The 22,666-nt window shown below is 61.4% G+C and carries 17 protein-coding genes; 14 read left to right on the forward strand and 3 right to left on the reverse strand.

The features are described from left to right. Positions 1-100 precede the first annotated feature (100 nt). From J0663_RS15785 to J0663_RS15805, 5 genes are all read left to right on the forward strand, one after another. On the forward strand, positions 101-5,431 hold the full coding sequence (locus J0663_RS15785; RefSeq protein ID WP_207241246.1) for a DUF4082 domain-containing protein: 5,331 nt from the start codon (positions 101-103) through the stop codon (positions 5,429-5,431). Positions 5,432-5,480: 49 nt separating this feature from the next. Then, entirely contained in the window at positions 5,481-6,713 is a 1,233-nt protein-coding gene (locus J0663_RS15790) for a GTP-binding protein (RefSeq protein WP_207241247.1), read from the forward strand. 73 nt (positions 6,714-6,786) lie between these two features. Then, positions 6,787-7,095, forward strand: a complete 309-nt coding sequence (locus J0663_RS15795; RefSeq protein ID WP_207241248.1) for a hypothetical protein — start codon at positions 6,787-6,789, stop codon at positions 7,093-7,095. 96 nt (positions 7,096-7,191) lie between these two features. Further along, on the forward strand, positions 7,192-9,336 hold the full coding sequence (locus tag J0663_RS15800) for a peptidase domain-containing ABC transporter (protein WP_207241249.1): 2,145 nt from the start codon (positions 7,192-7,194) through the stop codon (positions 9,334-9,336). Next, positions 9,333-10,781 carry an HlyD family type I secretion periplasmic adaptor subunit gene (locus J0663_RS15805; RefSeq protein WP_207241250.1) on the forward strand — a complete coding sequence of 483 codons (1,449 nt, stop codon included), beginning with the start codon at positions 9,333-9,335 and terminating at the stop codon, positions 10,779-10,781. The genes J0663_RS15800 and J0663_RS15805 overlap by 4 nt, the downstream gene beginning before the upstream one ends. Before the next feature lie 128 nt (positions 10,782-10,909). Here J0663_RS15805 and J0663_RS15810 read toward each other — a convergent pair whose 3' ends face one another. Together J0663_RS15810 and J0663_RS15815 are read right to left on the reverse strand one after the other, a co-directional pair. Then, on the reverse strand, positions 10,910-11,806 hold the full coding sequence (locus J0663_RS15810) for an alpha/beta fold hydrolase (protein ID WP_207241251.1): 897 nt from the start codon (positions 11,804-11,806) through the stop codon (positions 10,910-10,912). A gap of 127 nt (positions 11,807-11,933) precedes the next feature. Further along, positions 11,934-14,009 carry a lytic transglycosylase domain-containing protein gene (locus J0663_RS15815; protein ID WP_207241252.1) on the reverse strand — a complete coding sequence of 692 codons (2,076 nt, stop codon included), beginning with the start codon at positions 14,007-14,009 and terminating at the stop codon, positions 11,934-11,936. Between the two features lie 214 nt (positions 14,010-14,223). On the opposite strand from J0663_RS15815, the gene dapA reads away from it, so the two are divergent. Both dapA and smpB read left to right on the forward strand, forming a co-directional pair. Beyond that, on the forward strand, positions 14,224-15,108 hold the full coding sequence (gene dapA, locus J0663_RS15820) for a 4-hydroxy-tetrahydrodipicolinate synthase (protein WP_207241253.1): 885 nt from the start codon (positions 14,224-14,226) through the stop codon (positions 15,106-15,108). 96 nt (positions 15,109-15,204) lie between these two features. Further along, positions 15,205-15,684, forward strand: a complete 480-nt coding sequence (smpB, locus tag J0663_RS15825; protein ID WP_064706753.1) for an SsrA-binding protein SmpB — start codon at positions 15,205-15,207, stop codon at positions 15,682-15,684. A gap of 40 nt (positions 15,685-15,724) precedes the next feature. Here the strand turns inward: smpB and J0663_RS15830 are convergent, their stop codons facing one another. Beyond that, a complete protein-coding gene (locus J0663_RS15830) occupies positions 15,725-16,306 on the reverse strand; it encodes a LabA-like NYN domain-containing protein (RefSeq protein WP_207241254.1) in 582 nt (193 codons plus the stop codon). 298 nt (positions 16,307-16,604) lie between these two features. Here J0663_RS15830 and rpoZ point away from each other — a divergent pair, with 298 nt between their 5' ends. The 7 genes from rpoZ (at position 16,605) to rnc (ending at position 22,662) form a co-directional block, all read left to right on the forward strand. Beyond that, positions 16,605-17,009 (forward strand): DNA-directed RNA polymerase subunit omega, encoded by a 405-nt coding sequence (gene rpoZ / locus J0663_RS15835; protein ID WP_088683399.1) that lies wholly within the window; start codon positions 16,605-16,607, stop codon positions 17,007-17,009. Positions 17,010-17,151: 142 nt separating this feature from the next. Further along, positions 17,152-19,386 (forward strand): RelA/SpoT family protein, encoded by a 2,235-nt coding sequence (locus tag J0663_RS15840; protein ID WP_207241255.1) that lies wholly within the window; start codon positions 17,152-17,154, stop codon positions 19,384-19,386. 196 nt (positions 19,387-19,582) lie between these two features. Further along, entirely contained in the window at positions 19,583-19,732 is a 150-nt protein-coding gene (locus J0663_RS15845; protein WP_064706756.1) for a DUF3563 family protein, read from the forward strand. Positions 19,733-19,888: 156 nt separating this feature from the next. Then, the gene (locus tag J0663_RS15850; protein WP_207241256.1) at positions 19,889-20,479 is read left to right on the forward strand and encodes a DUF2062 domain-containing protein; all 591 of its coding nucleotides are present in this window, start codon (positions 19,889-19,891) and stop codon (positions 20,477-20,479) included. Between the two features lie 37 nt (positions 20,480-20,516). Further along, on the forward strand, positions 20,517-20,921 hold the full coding sequence (gene acpS / locus J0663_RS15855) for a holo-ACP synthase (protein WP_207241257.1): 405 nt from the start codon (positions 20,517-20,519) through the stop codon (positions 20,919-20,921). Between the two features lie 281 nt (positions 20,922-21,202). Further along, positions 21,203-21,946 carry a signal peptidase I gene (gene lepB / locus J0663_RS15860; protein WP_207241258.1) on the forward strand — a complete coding sequence of 248 codons (744 nt, stop codon included), beginning with the start codon at positions 21,203-21,205 and terminating at the stop codon, positions 21,944-21,946. Then, a complete protein-coding gene (rnc, locus tag J0663_RS15865; RefSeq protein WP_207241259.1) occupies positions 21,943-22,662 on the forward strand; it encodes a ribonuclease III in 720 nt (239 codons plus the stop codon). The genes lepB and rnc overlap by 4 nt, the downstream gene beginning before the upstream one ends. Positions 22,663-22,666 lie beyond the last annotated feature (4 nt).

Consider the following 22,666-nt stretch of genomic DNA (forward strand, 5'->3'; position numbering starts at 1 on the left):
CGTAGGGGATACCTCCCTCATACCCCAGATTACTGTCGTACATTCCCTCGGCAAAGGTGCCAGAATACACGTCTTGCTATAGCGGCCGAAGAACCGGTCGATGCGGGAGGGGACGCCGCTGATGCGGAGAATTCATGTTGGTAATCGTGAGTACCTGAGTACATTTGGTGGAGCGTTGAGTATCTGTCGTGCACCCTCAGCCTGGAGCGCAGTGCTGGGAACCGCGACGTTTGTGTCTTCGACGAGCACCGATGGTTCCCTAAGCTTTGCCAGTAAGGGCAGCTTCGCCAATCCCGACGCTGCCGCGGTCCCGTCCTCCTTCACAGGTTCGTTTTCCCCCGGCAATATCAAGCAGCCTGCCGCGCCGATCTCATTGGACGGTGTGCAAACGGCTTCGATACCACCGACGGCGATGCCAGCGCCTGCAGGCGACGGCGGCGCGCAGGACCCGTCCACCAAGACGGCGTCGGTTGCGACGATGCTGCAGACGGCGACCACGTCATCCGAGCGCACCGTGCTCGGCCCGGACCCCTATCAAGAGGCTGCGACGCTGCCGGCCTCGCCCACGCTGACGGGTGTTACCAGCGATGCCGGCACGGCAGACCCTGCCACGCCGCCGGCCGATCCTGCCGCCGGTGCCGGCACGACGTCATTGCGCCTTCAGACCTCGATAGCCTCCATCTCGCTGGGGCCGAACCAGGACGTTTCCACTGATTCGACCGCGACGACCGCGACGCTTGCAGCACCGGTGGTGACTGCGGCGACGCCCAACAAGATCGCGCTCGAAAATCTGAAGCAGGGCAACCCGATCAGCGAATGGGGTCTGGAGGGTGACGGCGGCGGCACCATCCAGGGCTTTGCCACCGAAATTAGCACGAATATCGGTCAGACCGTCGATTTCAAGATCGCCACCGATTCCACCCATTACCGCATCGATATCTACCGCATGGGCTATTACGGCGGAGCCGGCGCGCGCAAGGTCGACTCGATCGAGAAATCGCTGACGACGGCGCAGATCCAGCCGCACCCGATCGTCGACATGTCGCTCGGTCTCATCGATTGCGGCAACTGGTCGGTTTCCGCCAGCTGGCAGATCCCTGCCGATGCCGTCTCCGGCGTCTATTTCGCCAAGCTGGTGCGCGAGGATGGCACCGAGGATGCGAGCATCATCCCCTTTGTCGTGCGCGACGATGCCTCGACCAGCGATATCGTCTTCCAGACATCGGACACAACCTGGCAGGCCTATAATGCCTGGGGCGGGGCCAGTCTCTATTATGGCGAAGTGCCGGTCGATCCGGCTGACATGATCGGCTATCTGCCGCCGAACTGCAGCTGCGGCGTGACCGCAATCGGCCGCGCCTCGGCCGTCAGCTACAACAGGCCGATCATCACCAATACGAGCCCGATCGGCGGCTCGCACGATTACATCTTCGGCGTCGAATCCTCCGCCATCTCGTGGCTGGAGCAGAACGGCTACGACGTGTCCTATATATCAGGCGTCGATACGGCGCGCAGCGGCAGCCTTCTTCTCAACCACGATGCCTATCTCTCCGTCGGGCATGACGAATACTGGTCGGCCGAACAGCGCGCCAATGTCGAGGCGGCGCGTGATGCCGGCGTCAACCTCGCCTTCTGGAGCGGCAACGAATGCTACTGGAAGGTTCGCTGGGAAAGCAGCATCGACGGCAGCGGTCAGGCCTATCGCACCATGGTCTGCTACAAGGAGACCTGGGGCACGAGCTCGGATCCGAGCAGTGTCGGCACAGGCACCTGGCGCGATCCGCGCTATGCCGATCCGGGGCAGGAGCCGGAAAATTCGCTGACCGGCACGATGTTCCAGGTGGACAGCTACCGCCAGGATACGATCTCCATCCCCTACGACTATTCGAACCTGCGCTTCTGGCGCAATACCGAAGTCTCCCAGCTGAATGAAGGCGACACCTACAATCTGGTGCAGAACCTGCTCGGCTACGAATGGGACTCCGATGTCGAGAACGGTTTCCGTCCGGCTGGACTGATCAACTTGTCGCTCTCCTCGGTCTCGGTGGAAACCTATCTGCGCGATTACGGCACGACGGTTGGTTCCGCCGTTGCCACCCACAGCCTGACCATGTACCGGGCCGCAAGCGGCGCGCTGGTCTTCGGTGCCGGCACCGTCTTCTGGTCCTGGGGCCTGAGTGACAATCACCAGGGTCCGACGACCTCGACCGACCGCAACGTCCAGCAGGCGATGGTCAACATGTTCGCGGACATGGGGATTCAGCCGACGACGCTCGATGCGAGCCTGATCCTCGCGACCCAATCGACCGATATACTGAAGCCGACCTCGTCGATCGCGTCGCCGATCGTCGGTGCCTCCTTCCTCGAAGGCCAGCATGTGACGATCACGGGCACGGCGCAGGATTTCGGCGGCGGCATCATTGCCGGCGTGGAAGTTTCCACCGATGGTGGTCAGCACTGGTTCAAGGCGACCGGCCGCGAGAGCTGGAGCTATAACTGGGTCGTCCAGGCGAGCGGAAACTACACGGTCATGTCGCGCGCCGTCGACGACAGCGTCAATATGGAGGCGCCATCGGCCGGCAAACAGGTCACCGTGACGCTGCCGGGCACGCAGGGTCTGTGGACGCTGGCGGAAAAGCCCGCAGTCGAGATGGCAATCGATCGCGATTCCGTCGAGCTCGGGCTGCGCTTCCAGGCGACGACGGCAGGTTATGTCGAAGGCATCCGATTCTACAAGGGTTTCTACAATATCGGCGACCATGTCGTCAGCCTCTGGAGCGCCAACGGAACGCTGCTGGCATCCGGCGTGTCCGTCGGTGAGTCGCTCTCCGGCTGGCAGACGGTGATGTTCTCCAGCCCGATTCAGATTGCCGCCGGCACGACCTATGTGGCCTCCTATCACACCAATGGCTTCTACTCCGTCACCGAGAATTACTTCGGCAGCACCTATGCCAGCGGCGCGCTGAAGGCCGTCGATGGTGGCGGCGTCTATGCCTATGGCGACAATGCCGGCACATTCCCCGGCCAAAGTCCCGGCACCGGCACCAATTACTGGGTCGACGTGGTCTTCGATGCCGGCCCCAACAGCACTCCGGTCGCGACCGACGATACGGGGCTGAGCCTTACCCGCAACGACAGCGTTGTCATCTCGATCGCCTCGCTCATCGGAAACGATACGGATCCCAATGGCGATGCGATGACGATTTCGGCCGTCGGCAATGCGGTCAACGGCACGGTGACCCTCAACAAGCAGAACGGCACCATCATCTTCACGCCGGCCAACAATTATTCGGGACCGGCAAGCTTCACCTATACGCTGTCGGACGGGCGGGGCGGCACGGATCAGGGCAATGTCAGCCTCACCGTGGATCCGGGCCCTGCCGGGGAGACGCTGTTCAAGTCAAGCGAAGGGCCGACGGGCGCGGGCTTCAACGAAGGCCAGGCGCTGGAACTCGGCATGCGGTTCTCCGCCGCGTCCAGCGGCATGGTGACCGGCATCCGCTTCTACAAGGCGTCCGGCGATACCGGCCCGCATACCGGCTCGCTTTGGACGGCCGACGGCACGCGGGTTGCAATCGTCACCTTCGCCGATAGCGGCTCGGTGAGCGGCTGGCAGACCGCGACATTCTCGAACCCGGTGCATATTCTGGCCGGCACGACCTATGTCGCCTCCTACCATACGACCGGCAGCTATGTGGCCACGGCAAACTATTTCACATCGGCCCATAGTAATGGCTCCCTGACCGCGCTTGCCGGCAACAACGGCGTCTTTGCCGAAGGCTCCGGTTTCCCGACGTCCAGCTACCAGTCGTCGAATTACTGGGTGGATGTTGTCTACAATCAGACGAGCAACGCGCTGCCGGTCGCCGCCAATGACAATGGCTACACGACCTATTCCGATACGGCGCTGTCGATTGCCGCAGCCAGCCTGCTCGCAAACGATACCGATGCCGATGGCGATCCGCTCAGCATCGCCGGCGTCAATGGTGCGGTCAACGGAACGGTGACTTTCAACAGCCAGACCAAAACCGTCATTTTCACACCCACGGCGGGTTATACGGGTACGGCAGGCTTCTCCTATTCGGTCTCGGATGGGTTCGGCGGAACGGCGTCGGCCACGGTCAGCCTCACTGTCGCCACGCCGCCCGGCGGGGGCACGACGTCGAGCCTGTTTACCGGCGCGGATACGTCGGGGGTTGCCGCCGCCAATGACGCCAGCTCGGTCGAACTCGGCGTCAAGTTCATCGCTTCGGCCAGCGGCCAGATCGCCGGGCTCACCTATTACAAGAGCGCCCAGGATACCGGCACGCATGTCGGCTCGCTCTGGACTGCAGGCGGCCAGCTTCTGGCCCAGGCGACCTTCATCAACGAGACGACGAGCGGCTGGCAGACGGTTTCCTTCACCCAGCCGATCGCTATCACGGCCGACACCACCTATGTGGCGAGCTATCATTCCAACGGCTTCTATTCGGCAACGGCGAACTACTTTACGACGGACCATACGAGCGGCGCGCTGACCGCGCCGGCAAGTTCGATCAGCGGCGGCAACGGCGTCTATGCCTATGGCACAGGCAGCCTGTTCCCGAATTCCTCCTACAATGCCAGCAATTACTGGGTCGACGTGCTCTATCAGCAGGGCTCGCAGAATGCCGTTCCGGTCGCCGCCAACGACAGCGGTTTTACGACCAATACGGGCACGCCAATCACCATCCAGGCCTCGGCGCTGCTTTCAAACGACAGCGATGCCAATGGCGATCCGCTCGCGATCACCGGCGTCAGCGGCGCGGTCAACGGCTCGGTCGCCTGGAATGCCCAGGCCCAGACGGTGACCTTCACGCCGACGGCCGGCTATGCCGGACCGGCGAGCTTCAGCTACGCGATATCGGACGGCAAGGGCGGCACGGCTTCGGCTCAGGTTGCACTCACCATCAATGACCCGGCTGCGGGACCGGAGCAGAATCTCTTTGCCGCCAACGCGACGCCCTCTGTCGTCTCCGTCAACGACAACCAGCCGGTCAATCTCGGCATGAAGTTCCAGGCTGATGCCGCCGGCTGGATCACCGCCATCCGCTTTTACAAGGCTGCGGACAATACCGGCCCGCACAGCGGCTATCTGTGGACGGCTTCCGGCACTCTGCTCGGCAGCGTCACCTTCAACAACGAGACGGCGAGCGGCTGGCAGACCGCGCAGCTCGGCCAGCAGATCGCCATCCAGGCAGATACCACCTATGTCGTGTCCTACTCGACATCAGGTCATTATTCGGCGACCGGCAATTACTTTGCGAGCGACGTGACGAACGGTGACCTGAAGGCTCCCGGCGGCAATAACGGCGTCTATGCCTATGGCTCAGGCGGGCTCTTCCCGACGAGCAGTTACAACAGCACAAACTATTATGTGGACGTGGCATTCAAACCGCAGCTCGCGGCGTAACGCCCGCGAGGATGCAAGACCAAGCATGCTGTAAAGAGTGAGAGTATCGATGATGCGTACAGACAACAGATTACCGGTTACGGTTCTCGCCGGGTTTCTCGGCGCAGGAAAGACGACTGTCCTCAATCATGTCCTGAGTAATCGTGAGGGTCGCCGGGTTGCTGTCATCGTCAATGATATGAGCGAGGTCAATATCGATGCGGATCTCCTGCGCGAAGGGGGTGGCGACCTCTTGCGCACGGACGAGACGCTTGTGGAGCTCACCAACGGATGCATTTGTTGCACGCTCCGCGACGATCTTCTGAGCGAAGTCCGCCGGCTCTCTGCCGCCGGCTGTTTCGACTACCTGCTGATCGAGGGCACCGGCATTGCCGAGCCGCTGCCGGTCGCAGCCACCTTCTCCTTCCGCGACGAGAGCGGGGCGGCGCTCTGCGACGTGGCAAGGCTCGACACGATGGTCTGCGTCGTCGATGCGGTCAATCTTCTCGCCGATTACCAGAGCGCCGAGTTGCTTGCCGACCGCGGCGAAAGGCGCGACGGGGACGATGAGCGCAAGCTCGTCGAACTGCTGGTCGAGCAGATCGAATTTGCCGATGTCGTCATCGTCAACAAGGCAGGCGATGTGCCGTGCTCAATGCTCGCCGAGGTTCGCCGGGTCATCGCGGCGCTCAATCCGGATGCCCACGTCATCGAGGCGGTCTTCGGCCAGGTGCCGCTTTCCGCGATCATGGATACCGGCCTCTTCAGCGAGGCAAAGGCCGCCCGCCATCCACTCTGGCACAAGGAGCTCTTCGGTTGGGGCGACCATGTGCCGGAGACCGAGGAATACGGCATTTCAAGCTTCGTCTATCGCAGCCGCCGGCCCTTCGAGCCGCTGAGGCTCAAGGCTTTCCTCGACAGGAAATGGGCCGGCCTCATCCGCGCGAAGGGGCACTTCTGGCTGGCGACAAGGCCCGATGAGATCGGCCTCCTGTCCATTGCCGGCACGCAATGCCGCATCGATACCAGGGGGTTCTGGTGGGCCTCCGTGCCGCGCGCGCAATGGCCGCGCTTTCCGCAATTCCGCCAGCTCATCGATCGGCATTGGGACGATGTCTGGGGCGACCGCCGCCAGGAGCTCGTCTTCATCGGTGCCGGCTTCGACAGTCAAGCCATCCACAGCGCGCTCGACGATTGCCTAGCCGGCGAGGAAACGAGCTTCAACCCGGAGATTGCCATCGGCCTTCGCGATCCGTTTCCGGCGTGGCGGCACGATACGCACGCATCGGTCCGAAATGTGTGAAGCGGTTTTCGGATAATCCGATGCATCGACTCAACGGCGAACAGATTTTTGATATCAACCAGGAGAGAGAACAATGAGCAGCGAACTTTATGCAGATGGTATCGGCGAAATCACCATTACGGGAACGATCGTGCGCATCGACCTGATGTCGCTGTCGGCGACCGACCGCGACGCCAACAACAATCCGAAGCCGGTCTTCCGCCAGCGCATCATCATGCCGGTGGATGCCTTCGCCAATGCGGTCGATCTCATGCAGAAGGCGCTCGGCGGTCTCGTCGAAGCGGGCGCGGTTCGCCGCATCGGCGATATGTCGGCTGCGGCGGCTGCCGATATTCAGACGGGTCAGGCCGGCGCGTCGAACGCCTCGCCGAACTTCAACTGATAACCAGGGTATGGAGCGCTGTGCGTCCATCCGGACGCGCAGAGTTGCCCCGACTTTTGGAACAAAGCCGCGGTCTCGTATTGTTTCGGGTGGGCCATGAGTGGATTTCTGCATACCAACTTGCACTGTCTTGCGCTCGTGGCGCGTCATCACGGCGTCGATCTGTCGCCTGAGCGACTGCAGCACGATTATGCCGTCGGTAACGATCCGGTGGCCGTGCGGCAGATGCTCCGGATGGCCAAGGATGCCGGCCTCAGGGCCAGGCACCTGACACTCGACTGGCGGGGCCTGTTCCAGCTCGGCGAGGCTTTCCCGGTGCTTGCCGAACTTTCGAACGGCAACTGGGTGGTCATTGCCGGCGCTGTCGGGGAGGGCGAGGATGAAAGGATCCGCGTTCTCGACCCGCTTGCCACGCGCCCCGACGTCATGCTGCTGAGCGAGGAACAATTCGCCAAGGCCTGGCTCGGATCGGTGGTTCTGCTCAAGCGCAATTACCGCATGTCGGATGAGGACCGGCCCTTCGGCTTCCGCTGGTTCATCCCCGAGATCATCCGACAGCGCAGCTTCTTCCGCGATGTGGCGCTCGCAGCCTTCGTGCTCTATGGCCTCGGGCTGACGACGCCGATGTTCTTCCAACTCGTCATCGACAAGGTGCTCGTGCATCAGAGCTATGCGACGCTGACGGTTCTGACGGTCGGTATCGCTGTGGCGCTCGTTTTCGACGCGACCTTCAGTTTCCTGCGCCGCTATCTGCTGCTCTACGCCACCAACAGGATCGACATCCGGGTGGCGACACGCACCTTCGGCCATCTGCTCAACCTGCCGATCGCGCTCTTCGAGCAGGCCTCGGCCGGCGTTCTCGTCAAGCACATGCAGCAGACAGGGCGTATCCGCGAATTCCTGACCGGCCGGCTTTTCCTGACGCTTCTCGACGGCGTATCGCTCTTCGTCTTCGTGCCGATCCTGCTTCTCTATAGCGTCAAACTGACGCTCGTGGTGCTCGGTTTCGCAGCGCTCGTCGGTCTGGTGGTCATGATGCTCGTCGGGCCGTTCCAGCGCCGCCTGCAGGCGCTTTACCAAGCCGAAGGCGACCGGCAAGCCCTGCTGGTGGAAACCGTGCACGGCATGCGCACCGTCAAGTCACTGGCGCTGGAGCCGCGCCAACGCAAGGTGTGGGACGATTATTCGGCACAGTCGATCTCGGTGCGCTTTCGAGTCGAGAAGATCTCGACCATCGCCCAGTCGATGACCGGGCTCCTGGAAAAGCTGATGAGCGTTGCGATCATCGGCCTCGGCGCGCTCGATGTCTTCAGCGGTGCGATGACGATCGGCGCGCTTGTTGCCTTCAATATGCTTGCCGGCCGCGTCTCCGGACCGCTCGTGCAAATCGTCACCATGGTGCACGAATATCAGGAAGTGGCGCTCTCGGTGCGCATGCTCGGCGAGATCATGAACCAGCGGCCGGAACAGGCCGGGCGCGGCCGCGGGGTCAGGCCGCATCTGCATGGCCGCATCGAATTCGACAGGGTCACCTTCCGCTATGCTCCCGATACCGCGCCGGCGCTCGACAATGTGTCCTTCGCCATTCCGGCAGGGTCGGTCTTCGGCGTGGTCGGCAAGAGCGGCTCGGGCAAGACGACGATCACCCGGCTCATCCAGGGGCTCTATCAGAGCCAGGAGGGGCTGGTGCGCATGGATGGCTATGACAGCCGCGAGATCGACCTCGTGCACTTAAGAACCAGCATCGGCGTCGTGCTGCAGGATAATTTCCTGTTCCGCGGCACTGTGCGCGACAATATCGCCGCCGCCAAACCCGATGCCAGCATCGAGGAGATCATGGAGGTCGCCCGCATCGCCGGCGCCGAAGAGTTCATCGAGCGGCTGCCGCGCGGCTTCGACACGATGCTGGAAGAAAACGCCGCCAATCTCTCGGGCGGCCAGAGGCAGCGGCTTGCCATTGCGCGCGCGTTGATCACCGATCCGAAGCTTCTGATTTTCGACGAGGCGACGAGCGCGCTCGACCCGGACAGCGAGGCGATCATCCGCGAGAATTTGAGCCGCATCGCCGCCGGGCGTACGGTCATCATCGTCTCCCACCGGCTTTCGACCCTCGTCGATGCCGATGCCATTCTCGTCATCGATCGCGGCAAAGTCGCCGATATCGGCCGGCACGACCAGCTGGTGTCGCGCTGCATGACCTATCGCCACCTGTGGGCACAGCAAATGAGGCAGGTCGCATGAACGCGCATATCAGAAAATCCAGCGAGAACCTGCCCGTAGCCTCAAACCATAGCCCTTCCGATAAGGGGCCGTCAGGCAGGGGCGGGCAGCTCACCGCCCGCCTGCCGCTGCCGCCGGCCATCGCGGAATTCCAGTCCGATGCCGTCGAGCTCGAAGAACGCGCTCCTCCGCGCATTGCGCGCATGACGCTTTACTGCGTGACCGCGCTGATTGCTGCGACCATCATATGGGCCTCCGTCTCGTCGATCGACGAGGTGGTGATTGCGCCGGGCAAGCTCGTCACCACCCAGCCGACGATCGTCGTCCAGCCGTTGGAAACCTCCATCATCCGCACGATCGATGTGAAGGCCGGCGAGGTGGTGCTTGCCGGCCAGACGCTTGCAACACTCGATGCCACCTTCAGTCAGGCCGATGTCGACCAGCAGCGCGCGAAATTCAGCGCGCTCGATGCCCAAGTGAAGCGTATCGAAGCGGAGCTTGCCGGCGACGACTACGCTGCCATGGCCGGCAATACGCCTGACGAGATGCTGCAGGTGCAGCTCTTCGGCCAACGGCGGGCCTTCTACACGGCGCACCTGCAGAATTTCGAGCAGCAGATCGCCGGCCAGTCGGCAGCACTTGCCGCCAGCAGAAATCAGGAGGCCGTGCTCATCGACAGGCGCAACACGCTGTCGCAGATCGAAGGCGCTCGCACGCGGCTCTACGACAAGCAGAGCGGTTCGCTGATCACCATGCTCGGCTCGCGCGACGCTCGCCTCGACGTCGAATCCGATCTGACCGCCGTGCGCGGCAAGGCTGACGAGGCGGCGCATGCCTTTGCCAAGTTGAAAGCCGACCGGCAGGCCTTCATCGAGGATTTCCGCCGCGCCGCGATGGAACAGCTGGTGGAGCTGCGCGGCCAGCGCGACACGGCGGATGAGGAGCTGAAGAAGATGGAGCTGCGCCGCAACATGGTGTCGCTGACAGCACCTGCCGATGCCGTCGTGCTCGATCTCGCCCAGCGCTCCATCGGCTCTGTCGTGCGCGAAGCCGAACCGGTCGTCACGCTGGTGCCGATCAACGTGCCGCTCGAAGCGGAAGTATCGATCAACACCCGCGACATCGGCCGCATCGCCGTGGGTAAGGAGGCGCGCATCAAGCTAGACGCCTATCCCTTCCAGAAATACGGCACCGCATCGGGCGAGGTTCGCACCATCAGCCAGGACACGTTTACGACCGGCCAGCAGCAGGAACAGGCTGCCACGCCCAGCCAGCCGGCCGCGCCCTTCTTCAAGGCTCGCATCCTGCTTGCGGATACGAGGTTGAACGCCTTGGACGTGCCGGTCAGACTGCTGCCGGGCATGACCGTGTCCACAGAGATCAAGGTGGGCAACAGGACGGTGATCTCTTATTTCCTCTACCCGCTGCTGCGCGGCCTGGATAATGCCATCCGGGAACCGAACTGAAGGGCCGCAGATGAGGTGTAGGCAAGGGGCCTCCTGCACACGCCGGGGACGGGGGTGGCGCCGGGTTCCGGGCCGCCGAGCCAAACCATTTGAGTAGCAGGGAGCGGCATCCGATTCCGTTAATCAGCCTACCGGCAAGTGGCGAGAAAGGCGCGAATTGCTGCGGGGATATTGCCAAGATGGAGGAGGGGCGCGTGTCCTTGCCCCTCGGCGCTGTGAAGGATTAATCCGGAATGCAGTCGCGCCATCTCGCGCGCGGTTTCCTCCGACAGCAGCGGGGAATGTTCGCCGCGGATCAACATCAGCGGAAATCGGCTCAGGCTTTCGAATTGTGCCCAGAAATCGGGCAGCGACTGGCTGAAATCGATCGATCTCAACGCCTCTGCGATCGCCGGATCGAAGTCGGCGACCGGCCTTCCGCCGACGTCGCGATAAAGCGCAAGTGTCATCTCGCGCCAGTCTTCGGCCGCAAGCGCGGTAAACGAGGCGCCGTGATTTTCTAGCAATATATCGGCCGCCTCTTTCCAATCGGCCGGCGTCCTGCCGCTGTTGAGGTAGTCGCGGATCAGCGCCAGCCCTCTGGCCTCGATCGCAGGCCCGATATCGTTCAGGATCACGGCTTCCAGAAGATCCGGCCGGGTCGCCGCGATCAGGTGCAGGATCAGTCCGCCGCGCGACGTGCCGATGAAAATCGCCCGCTCGATGCCGAATGCCGTGCAGGCTGCAACAATGTCGGCGGTCTCGACGGCGAGATTGTAATTGGCCTTGTTCTCGTCCCATGCGGAATTTCCACGCCCGCGCGAATCGAGCGTGATCACCCTGCGCGGGCCTGTCTTGTCGCGGCAGAGAAGCAGCGCAAGCGGATGAAAGTCGCGCGTGTTGCGGGTCAGGCCGGGCAGGCAGATCACCGGCAGCCGTTCGGCGGCCGCCGGCTCGTCGGGCCGGTAGTCGCGGGCATAAAGCGTCAGCCCGTCGGAAGAAGAGTAAAATCGTTCCTGGAAACCGCCTGCATCCATATCCGGCATCGCATCCCTCAAGACCTGTCTGATCCCGAAGTTCTAGAGCATGTCTCGCAAAAATGTGCAGCGTTTTGCGATAAAGACATGCGGAAAAACAAAGACAAGCCTGCTTTTCAAGCCGCGCCAAACGGCTTCAGGAGGCGCTGCGTCCGCCGATCAGGTCGCGCTCGATATCCGTCGGCTGGCCGAGGCGGGCCTTGTAGACCTCGTAATTCTCCATCACCCGCTGCACGTAATTGCGGGTCTCGGGGAAGGGGATACGCTCAATCCAATCGACGATCTCGTCGACCGGCCTGCCGCGTGGGTCGCCGTAGCGTCCGATCCATTCCGGAACCCGCTTCGGCCCGGCATTATAGGCGATGAAGGTCAGGATATAGGAGCCGCCGAAGGCCTCGATCTGCTCGCCGAGATAATGCGCGCCGAGCGTCGCGTTGTAACCGGCATCGGCCGTCAGCTTGTCCTTCGAAAAGGTGATGTTGTGGCGCTTGGCCACCGCCTGGGCCGTGCCCGGCAGAAGCTGCAGCAGGCCGCGCGCATTCGCCGCCGAAACGGCAGCCGGGTTAAAGGCGCTTTCCTGCCGGGCAATGGCATAGGCGAGCGCCTTGCCGGAGCCGGAGATATTGGCACCCGCCGGGATCACGCCGACGGGAAAGGCGAGCGCGGCGACATCGATGCCGCGGCCATAGGCGACCTTACCGATCTGCAGCGACAGATGGTGATCGCCCGATTGCTCGGCCTGCGCCGCAAGGATGGCCAGTTCACCCGGGCTCTGCAGTTGATCGGCGAGCGCGAGATAGAGAATGTCGGCGCGCCATCCATGACCGGCTGCCTCAAGCCGGGCGATCGCCTGCACGGCTTCACGCGCCTGGAAGCGCTGGCGATCGGCTGTGCTTGGCGTGGGATAGGTAACGTTGAGCGTCTTCCGCCCCAGCCTTTCGGCCGCGAGCTGCCCATAGAAGGTGCCGGGAAAATTCGCGGCCTTGCCGTAGAATTCGCCGGAGTTGCCGGGACCGCCGGCCTCGGCTGCCCGCCCCAGCCAATACCAGGCGCGGGACACTGAGAGGGGGCCATTCGAAGTCGCCAGAATCTTGCGGAAATGCCTTTCTGCCGTTGTCGGGTCCTGCAGACCGCGCAGCGCATACCATCCGGCGTGAAACTCGGCCTCGACGATATCAGTCGGGCTGGTTGCCGCGGAGTTTGCGACAATGCGGTAGGCAGGTTTGAATTCCCCCTGATCGACCAGGCCGCGGCTGACGATCCGCTGCTCGTTCCACCATTCGCCGGAATTGACGAGTTCGCCCGGCTCACGCGGCATCTTCTCCAGAAGAGCTGCCGCTTCGGCATATTTGTCCTGCTTGCGCAGATATTCGATGCGCGCGAACAGCAGGCCGGGATCGCCGCGCCATCTAGCCTCGACACTATTGAGCAGAGCGCCGGCATTGGCCGCCTTGGCGTCGACGGCGGCCCAGGCCTTGTAGAGGGACTGCGCCTCGCCCATGTCGCCGAACCGCTTGGCTTGCGCCACCCGACCGCGATACATCAGATAGTCCATCCGCGCCTTGTGGTCGGCCGGTGTCAACAGGCTAGAAAACTCGACGAGGATCTTGTCTTCGCTCGCCTTGTCGAGAGCCTCGGTGCGCCAGATCTTGCGGATATGTTTTGCTGCCTGCGCCTGCTTGCCCGAGGCGATCAGCGCCCGCCCGAGAATGACGGCGCCCTGCATCGTCTCCGGCGCGGTATCTCCGAAGGCGGCGAGCACGGCTGATGGAGCGGGGTTTTCGTCGTAGAGCGCACGTTCGGAAGAGGGGCGCAGCCTGGAAAGGCCGGGCCATCCCTTGAGCTCCTGTGCAGCACTGGCAATTTCATAGGAGGGAACGCCCTTCAATCCGGAGACGGCGATCGCCCAGGTGAGGATATGGCGGTCGAGCGTCCCGTCGCGCATGCTGTCGCGGATCGAGAGAGCCAGTTGCGGATTCTTGGCGGAAAGCGCGTCGAGGCCGGTTTTCAAATCATTAGCGACAGGCGCGACGGCCGGGTTGCGCGGGATGGCGCCGGTCGTCAGCGCTTCGGGTATCGAGGTCTCGGGAACGAAGCCGATCGGCTTGACACCAGGCGTCGGCGTGCTTTGGCCGGGAAGCGGCGACGCGAGGCTGCCCCACGCGGCGGCAACCAAGCCGAAGGCGGTCAGAATCAGGACAGCTTTCTTCATCCGGGATCTCGCAACGGAAAACACGCCCTGCCCATTTGGCTAGAGGCTTCTTAACGAAACCTTACCGTACCAGGTAAAATTCATTCACATCTGCTATCGGAATTTGCCCTAAACCGAACTCTCCGCGCTTGTCGCGATGATTTCGGCGCTCTATGGTGCGCAAAATATTCATGGAATGCGGCCGAAGCAAGGATTTGGTCGTGAGGAGCTTTGCATGTTCAATGGGTCCATTCCCGCCCTCGTCACCCCCTTCACCGACGCCGGACTGATCGACGAAGACAGCTTCGCCGGCCATGTCGACTGGCAGATCAAAGAAGGCAGTGGCGGCCTCGTCCCGGTCGGCACGACCGGCGAATCGCCGACACTGTCGCATGCCGAGCATAAGCGGGTGGTGGAACTCTGCATCGAAGTGGCCGCAAAACGCGTTCCCGTCATGGCCGGCGCCGGTTCGAACAATACGCGTGAGGCGATCGAGCTCGCCCAGCACGCCGAAAAGGTCGGCGCAGATGCCGTGCTTGTCGTCACGCCCTACTACAACAAGCCGACACAGAAGGGGCTGATCGCGCATTTTTCTGCGATTGCCGAGGCCGTCGCCCTGCCGATCTATATCTACAACATCCCCGGCCGTTCTGTGGTCGACATGACGCCGGACACGATGGGGGCGCTTGTCAAGGCGCATAGGAATATCGTCGGCGTCAAGGACGCGACCGGTAAGATCGAGCGTGTCTCCGAGCAGCGCATCAGCTGTGGCAAGGACTTCAGGCAATTGTCCGGCGAGGATGCGACGGCGCTCGGCTTCAACGCCCATGGCGGCGTCGGCTGCATCTCGGTAACCGCCAATGTCGCCCCGCGCCTATGTGCCGATTTTCAGGCGGCGACGCTGGCCGGCGATTATGCCCGCGCGCTGGACTATCAGGACCGACTGATGCCGCTGCACAAGGCGATCTTCCTCGAACCCGGTCTTTGCGGCGCCAAATACGGACTCTCCAAGCTCGGCCGGATGAGCCGCAGCGTCCGCTCGCCGCTGCTCTCGACGCTGGAGCCGGCAACCGAAGCAGCGATCGACGCCGCCATGCGTCACGCAGGGCTGCTGAACTGAGGAGACCGGCCGTCTTCACAAGGCCGGGTCGTTCCCTTACATAAAGGGCAAGCAATGAGGGCGCGGCTTTTCGCGCGCCTCGAAGGGAATATCGTCATGGCCCCCAAAGGTAGCCAGCGCGTGGTGAACAAGATCGTGGCCGAAAACCGCAAGGCCCGCTTCAACTACGAGATCATCGACACTTACGAGGCGGGTCTCGTGCTGAAGGGCACGGAGGTCAAGTCGCTGCGCGAAGGCAAGGCCAATATCGCCGAATCCTATGCATCGGATGAGGATGGCGAGATTTGGCTGATCAATTCTTATCTTCCGGAATATCTTCAGGCGAACCGCTTCAATCACGAGCCGCGCCGGCGCCGCAAGCTCTTGCTCTCTGGCCGTGAAATCAATCGCCTGCGCTCCGCCGTCAACCGTGAAGGCATGACGCTGGTCCCGCTGAAGATCTATTTCAACGATCGGGGTCGGGCAAAGATGGAGCTGGCGCTCGCCAAGGGCAAGAAATTGCACGATAAGCGCGAATCCGAGAAGGAACGCGATTGGAACCGGCAAAAGAGCCGCTTGTTGAAGGATAATGGCTGACTCGCCACGTCGCAGATGATCGGATTGCGGTGCGCTTCAATCAGACTTCGAAATCGCTGGCCGGAGCAACTTCGGCCGGACGCGGCGCCCGCTCCGAGGGATCGCGACCGATCTCAGCCTTTAGAGACAGGAGGTCGATGAAATGATCGGCCTGCCGGCGCAGGTCGTCGGCGATCATCGGCGGCTGCGTCGCCATGGTTGAGATCACCGAAACCTTGCGGCCTCTGCGCTGCAGCGCCTCGACGAGGTTCGTAAAGTCGCCGTCGCCGGAGAAGATGACGAGATGGTCGACGGTTTCTGACTGTTCCATCGCGTCGATCGCAAGCTCGATGTCCATGTTGCCCTTGATCTTCCGCCGGCCCATGGAATCGGTGAATTCCTTGGCGGGTTTAGTGACGACCTTGTAGCCGTTGTAGTCGAGCCAATCGATCAGCGGGCGGATCGATGAATACTCCTGATCCTCGATCAATGCCGTATAATAGTAGGCGCGCAGCAGGTAGCCGCGTTTCTGGAATGCTTTCAAGAGCTTGCGATAATCTATGTCGAAACCGAGGCTCTTGGATGCAGCGTAGAGGTTGGCGCCGTCAATGAAGAGTGCAATTTTTTCGCGTGGGTCAAACATCGCTTACCAATTCCAATTGAGAGAAATCGAAATTCGCATGGAATCAAATTTCAATAAAAACAATGACTTATTTTGATTTCTGATTTGATCCTTACTTTACTAAGTGTTCATATAAGAGAGATTTAGGGCAGGGTTTGTCATATTCCAAGCAACCTCCGGTGGAATTGTCGCATTCTCCATGGAAATTTAGCTCAGCCGCGGATAAAGACGAGGGAGGCGGAATGAAAAACTTGTATTTGCCCGGTTTTAATTGTATCGGGCGTGCTAATCCCGAAATGACGACCGTAAAGGACAGGCAATGGCCCGTGTCACAGTTGAAGATTGCATCGACAAGGTGGAGAACCGCTTCGAGCTGGTTCTGCTCGCCAGCCACCGCGCCCGGCTGATTTCCCAGGGCGCCTCGATCACCATCGATCGCGACAACGACAAGAACCCCGTCGTGGCGCTGCGCGAAATCGCCGACGAGACGCTGTCGCCCGACGACCTCAAGGAAGACCTGATCCATTCGCTGCAGAAGCACGTCGAAGTCGACGAGCCCGAGCCCGATCCGGCCAGCATGATCGCCGCCGGCGGCGCAGTCGCAGCCGACAGCGAGGAGCAGGACGACCTGCCGGAGACGATCACTTTCGATCAGATGTCGGAAGAAGAGCTGCTTGCCGGCATCGAGGGCCTCGTGCCGCCGGAAAAGAGCGACGATTACTAAGCGCGCCGGCTGGATCTGATCCGGAAAAGAGCGACGATTACCAATCGTCAATCTTGCGCCTTTATTGCTTAGGCATATTATTGCCCATGTGTGCGCCAATCGTTGATTGGCGCGCTTTTGTTTTTGTCGGAGTGGCTTTGGAATGATGCGGCAGTACGAGCTCGTGGAGCGGGTTCAGCAATACAAGCCCGATGCCAATGAAGCACTGCTGAACAAGGCCTACGTTTACGCCATGCAGAAGCATGGCCAGCAAAAACGCGCGAGCGGCGATCCCTATATTTCCCATCCGCTCGAGGTCGCGGCCATCCTGACCGACATGCATCTCGATGAATCGACCATTGCGGTTGCTCTTCTGCACGATACGATCGAGGATACGACGGCGACGCGCGCCGAGATCGACGAACTCTTCGGCGAGGATATCGGCCGCCTGGTCGAAGGGCTGACGAAGATCAAGAAGCTCGATCTCGTCACCAAGAAGGCCAAGCAGGCGGAGAACCTGCGCAAGCTGCTGCTCGCCATCTCCGACGATGTGCGCGTGCTGCTCGTCAAGCTTGCCGATCGCCTGCACAATATGCGCACGCTCGATCACATGTCGGCCGACAAGCGCGCCCGCATCTCCGAGGAGACGATGGAAATCTATGCGCCGCTCGCCGGCCGCATGGGCATGCAGGACATGCGCGAGGAGTTGGAGGAGCTTTCCTTCCGGCACATGAATCCGGAGGCCTACGAGACCGTCACCAAGAGGCTGGAAGAGCTCTCCAAGCGCAACGAAGGCATCGTCAAGAAGATCGAGGCTGAGCTGCGCGACTTGCTGGTCGCGAGCGGCCTGACAAGCGCCTATGTCAAGGGCCGGCAGAAGAAGCCCTATTCTGTCTTTCGCAAGATGCAGTCGAAGTCGCTCTCCTTCGAACAGCTTTCCGACGTCTACGGCTTCCGTCTGATCGTCGAGGACATCCCCTCTTGCTACAGGGCGCTCGGCATCGTCCATACGCGCTGGCGCGTCGTGCCCGGCCGTTTCAAGGATTATATCTCGACGCCGAAGCAGAACGATTACCGTTCGCTGCACACCACCATCGTCGGTCCCTCCAGCCAGCGCATCGAACTGCAGATCCGCACCAAGCGCATGCACGAAATCGCCGAATTCGGCATTGCCGCCCATACGCTCTACAAGGACGGCTCCAGCAATGCCGATGGCGACATTCTTTCGCGTGAATCCAACGCCTATTCCTGGTTGCGCCATACGATCGAGGCGCTCGCCGAGGGCGACAGCCCGGAGGAATTCCTTGAGCACACCAAGCTCGAGCTCTTCCAGGATCAGGTCTTCTGCTTCACGCCGAAGGGCAAGCTGATCGCCCTGCCGCGTGGTGCCACGCCGATCGATTTCGCCTATGCGGTGCACACCAATATCGGCGACACCACGGTCGGCGCCAAGATCAACGGCCGCATCATGCCGCTGGTGACGCGGCTGGCAAATGGCGACGAGGTCGAGATCATCCGCTCCGGCGTGCAGGTTCCGCCCGCCGCCTGGGAGGAGATCGTCGTTACCGGCAAGGCGCGCGCCGCCATCCGCCGCGCCACCCGCATGGCGATCCGCAAGCAATATGCCGGCCTTGGTCATCGCATTCTCGAGCGCACCTTCAACAGGGCCGGCAAGATTTTCTCGCGCGAGGCGATGAAGCCGGCGCTTCATCGTCTGGGCCAGAAGGATGTCGAGGATGCGATCGCCGCCGTCGGCCGCGGCGAGATGTCCTCGCTCGACGTGCTGCGCGCCGTCTATCCCGACCATCAGGACGAGCGTGTCACCGTCAAGCCCTCCGGCGATGACGGCTGGTTCAATGTCCGCAGTGCCGCCGGCATGATCTTCAAGATCCCCGGCAAGACCAAGGCCGGGACCGAGGGCGGCCATTCCGAGCCCGACGCCGATGTCGATATCGGCCCGATCCGCGGTCTGTCCGGCAATGTCGACGTCAAGTTCGCCTCGACCGGCGCGGTGCCCGGCGACCGCATCGTCGGCATCATGGATCAGAGCAAGGGCATCACTATCTATCCGATCCAGTCTCCGAGCCTGCAGCGTTTCGATGATCAGCCCGACCGTTGGATCGACGTCCGCTGGGATCTCGACGAGGCCAACAAGTCGCGTTTCATGGCCCGCATCATGGTCAATGCGTTGAACGAGCCGGGCACACTTGCCAAGGTCGCCCAGACCGTCGCGGGCCTCGACGTCAATATCCGCCTGCTGGACACAGTGCGTGTGGCGGCTGATTTCACCGAAATGATGCTGGAGGTCGAGGTCTGGGATCTGCGTCAGCTCAATCAGCTGCTCGCCCAGATGAAGGAATTGGACTGCGTCGCGACGGTCCGGCGGCTCTACGAGTAGGCTTTTGTTAAAGCCTTTCATGAAACTGACCGGTAAATTGCACATTTTATGATCGATTCATGGTCACAATGGTGCAGCGTCAAGGCAAGGGATGCGCGGAGTGCATAGCTGTATCCATGTTGCGGCGGTGGTAATTAACCTGTGGCGGGACTATCTTCTGGTCATCGAAAACGTAAACAGAAGATGAGACAAGGTAATGTTTGATCCTATCAGGAAAATCGCTCGGGCCTTTCGCGCTCCGACTACCCAGGAACGTGAAATGGCCTATCTGAACGGCTCGCTCGATCGCATCGATCTCGAGTTTCGTCAGCGTCAGGTCGATCGCGGTCTGTTCCGCAATCGCTGATACCCGCCTTTATACTTGATCGAGTGGGGGACGTTAGACGTAGCGAACGCCCCTCGGCATGAACAGGCTCCTCCGTAAGACAATGAGGGGCTGTTTTTCGGGTGGTAACTTTTGCCGCTCTTGTCATGGTCCTGTGCGCTGCACTAAATAGCGGCCATGTTGTTTCGCCGTCGCAAGCCTGCGGGCTTCAGGGAAAAGATGCGGGAGCTTTTATGGCCCCGAAAAGGTTTCCTTCGCCCGATCCGTTATCTGACAATGCGCATCCTGCGCCTGAGCGCTTCGCCGCACGCGGTTGCGGCCGGCGTCGCCGCGGGCGTCTTCGTCTCGTGGACGCCGTTCATCGGCGTACATTTCGTCATGGCTTTCGTCATCACCTATTTCCTCTCCGGCAATATGGTGGCCGCGGCCCTCGGCTGTGCCGCCTTCGGCAATCCGCTGACCTATCCCTTCATCTGGGGGATCACCTGGGAGATCGGCCATCTGCTGCTCAGCCGTCAGGACCATCTGGCCGGTCAGGCGGTGGATCTCGCCGCCCTCTTTCACAAGCTGAACTTCACCGAACTATGGAAGCCGGTGCTGGAGCCGATGCTGATCGGCGCCATTCCGCCGGCGATCGCGACCTCCGTTGCGCTCTATGCGTCGACGTTCTACACCGTCAAGGGTTTTCAGACGCGCCGCCGCACGCGGCTGATGGAGCGGGTGCGCCTGCGCCTGGCGGGTCCGGCCGGCGACATGCCGAGCGTATGAACCGATGCAGAATTCTTAAGCGACGGAAGGTTCCGGCATGATCATCGGCATTGGCAGCGATCTGATCGACATTCGTCGTGTCGAGAAATCGATCGAGCGCTTCGGCGAGCGCTTCACCCATCGCTGCTTCACCGAGACCGAGCGCGCCCGTTCCGACCGCCGGGCAAACCGCGCCGCATCCTATGCCAAGCGTTTCGCTGCCAAGGAAGCCTGTTCCAAGGCACTCGGCACTGGCATAGCCCAGGGTGTCTTCTGGAAGGACATGGGCGTCGTCAACCTGCCGAGCGGCAAGCCGACTATGGTCTTGTCAGGTGCTGCCGCCGTGATCCTCGAATCGATGCTGCCGGCGGGCCATAGAGCCGCCATTCATTTGACAATAACCGATGATTATCCCTTGGCGCAGGCCTTCGTCATCATCGAGGCGTTGCCTGAGAACCTCTGATCGCGACCCCGGGAGCGGTTATTCGCGACCTGGGGAGCATTATCGCGACCCCGGGAGCATTTCGCGGCCTCTCATCGCTTTTGATGTTGGCGCCATTGCCGCAACCGGGCGAAGCCGCTAGAACAGGATGATCTAAAGCCGGATCGGCCCTGAATCCTATTCTAGATTAAAGAATTAGAGCATGATGTCGTCCGAAAGCCGCTGACACTTTTCGGCATTATGCTCTAGAGAGAACGACAAAAGAGTTGCGCCTCAGTGGCGTCTTGAAGGAATAAGACTGCGTGTCCGAAAAAGTCGAAACCAAGCCGAACGCCCTTTGGGAAAATATCAAGGTCATCATTCAGGCGCTGATCTTGGCGATGGTGATCCGAACCGTGCTGTTCCAGCCCTTTACCATCCCGTCCGGTTCGATGATGCCGACGCTACTCGTCGGCGATTATATCTTCGTCAACAAGTTCGCTTACGGCTATTCGAAATATTCGCTGCCATTCTCGCCCGATATCTTCAGTGGCCGGCTGTTCGGTTCCGATCCGAAGCGCGGCGATATCGTCGTCTTCCGCTTCCCGCCCAATCCCGATGTCGATTACATCAAGCGCTGCATCGGCCTGCCGGGCGACCATATCCAGGTCACCGACGGCGTGCTCTACGTCAACGGCAAGCCGGTTCCGAAGGTGGCGGACGGCAGCTTCACCTCGGATTACAAGCTCGATCCGGGCAAGGATGTGCCGGTCTTCCGGGAAACGCTCGACAACGGCAAGACCTACGACACGCTCGACCAGTCTCCGGTGTCGCGCGGTGATAACACCCGCGAATTCATCGTGCCGGAAGGCCATTATTTCATGATGGGCGACAACCGCGACAACTCGGCCGACAGCCGCTTCGAGGTCGGCTTCGTGCCGGCTGAAAATCTTGTCGGCCGCGCCAGCGTCATCTTCTTCTCGCTGGGCAACGACACATCGTTCCGCGAAATCTGGAAATGGCCGACCAACATGCGCTGGGACCGCCTTTTCAAGGTCGTTGAATGAGCAAGGCGCAGATGCTTTCTGCGGCTGACCGCGCAAAGCTTGAGAACCTGATCGGTCACGACTTCGCCGAAAAGGAACGCCTGGACCGGGCGCTGACCCATGCCAGCGCCCGCACGGAAAAGGGCGGCAATTACGAGCGGCTAGAGTTCCTCGGTGACAGGGTTCTCGGGCTCTGCATCGCCGAACTTCTGTTCCGCACCTTCGGTACGGCGGGAGAAGGCGAGCTCTCGGTTCGGCTCAACCAGCTTGTCAGCGCCGAAACCTGTGCCGCGGTTGCCGACGAACTCAATCTCCATCTTTATATCCGCACCGGCGCCGATGTGAAGAAATTGACCGGCAAGCGCATGATGAATGTGCGCGCCGACGTCGTCGAGAGCCTGATCGCCGCGATTTATCTCGATGGCGGTCTCGAAGTCGCCCGCCGTTTCATCCTGCGCTACTGGCAGAGCAGGGCGGCGAGGGCGGACGGCGCCAAGCGCGACGCCAAGACCGAGCTGCAGGAATGGTCGCACGCGAAATTTGGCGTCACCCCGATCTATCGGGTTGATGAACGCAGCGGACCGGATCATGATCCGCGTTTTAAGGTGACGGTGGAAGTTGCTGGCATGAAGCCGGAAACCGGCGTAGAGCGGTCGAAGCGTGCCGCCGAACAGGTCGCGGCGACGAAGATGCTTGAGCGTGAAGGCATTTGGCAGCAATCGCCTGCCGGAAACTGATGGG

It is taken from the genome of Rhizobium lentis (genome assembly GCF_017352135.1).
GTDB classification, from domain to species: domain Bacteria; phylum Pseudomonadota; class Alphaproteobacteria; order Rhizobiales; family Rhizobiaceae; genus Rhizobium; species Rhizobium lentis.

Excerpts from the sequence above, each read along its gene's own strand:
- J0663_RS15785 (WP_207241246.1), top strand. The coding sequence starts at position 101 with ATGCGGGAGGGGACGCCGCTGATGCGGAGAATTCATGTTGGTAATCGT.
- J0663_RS15790 (WP_207241247.1), top strand. The coding sequence starts at position 5,481 with ATGATGCGTACAGACAACAGATTACCGGTTACGGTTCTCGCCGGGTTT.
- J0663_RS15795 (WP_207241248.1), top strand. The coding sequence starts at position 6,787 with ATGAGCAGCGAACTTTATGCAGATGGTATCGGCGAAATCACCATTACG.
- J0663_RS15800 (WP_207241249.1), top strand. The coding sequence starts at position 7,192 with ATGAGTGGATTTCTGCATACCAACTTGCACTGTCTTGCGCTCGTGGCG.
- J0663_RS15805 (WP_207241250.1), top strand. The coding sequence starts at position 9,333 with ATGAACGCGCATATCAGAAAATCCAGCGAGAACCTGCCCGTAGCCTCA.
- J0663_RS15810 (WP_207241251.1), bottom strand. The coding sequence starts at position 11,806 with ATGCCGGATATGGATGCAGGCGGTTTCCAGGAACGATTTTACTCTTCT.
- J0663_RS15815 (WP_207241252.1), bottom strand. The coding sequence starts at position 14,009 with ATGAAGAAAGCTGTCCTGATTCTGACCGCCTTCGGCTTGGTTGCCGCC.
- dapA (WP_207241253.1), top strand. The coding sequence starts at position 14,224 with ATGTTCAATGGGTCCATTCCCGCCCTCGTCACCCCCTTCACCGACGCC.
- smpB (WP_064706753.1), top strand. The coding sequence starts at position 15,205 with ATGGCCCCCAAAGGTAGCCAGCGCGTGGTGAACAAGATCGTGGCCGAA.
- J0663_RS15830 (WP_207241254.1), bottom strand. The coding sequence starts at position 16,306 with ATGTTTGACCCACGCGAAAAAATTGCACTCTTCATTGACGGCGCCAAC.
- rpoZ (WP_088683399.1), top strand. The coding sequence starts at position 16,605 with ATGGCCCGTGTCACAGTTGAAGATTGCATCGACAAGGTGGAGAACCGC.
- J0663_RS15840 (WP_207241255.1), top strand. The coding sequence starts at position 17,152 with ATGATGCGGCAGTACGAGCTCGTGGAGCGGGTTCAGCAATACAAGCCC.
- J0663_RS15845 (WP_064706756.1), top strand. The coding sequence starts at position 19,583 with ATGTTTGATCCTATCAGGAAAATCGCTCGGGCCTTTCGCGCTCCGACT.
- J0663_RS15850 (WP_207241256.1), top strand. The coding sequence starts at position 19,889 with ATGTTGTTTCGCCGTCGCAAGCCTGCGGGCTTCAGGGAAAAGATGCGG.
- acpS (WP_207241257.1), top strand. The coding sequence starts at position 20,517 with ATGATCATCGGCATTGGCAGCGATCTGATCGACATTCGTCGTGTCGAG.
- rnc (WP_207241259.1), top strand. The coding sequence starts at position 21,943 with ATGAGCAAGGCGCAGATGCTTTCTGCGGCTGACCGCGCAAAGCTTGAG.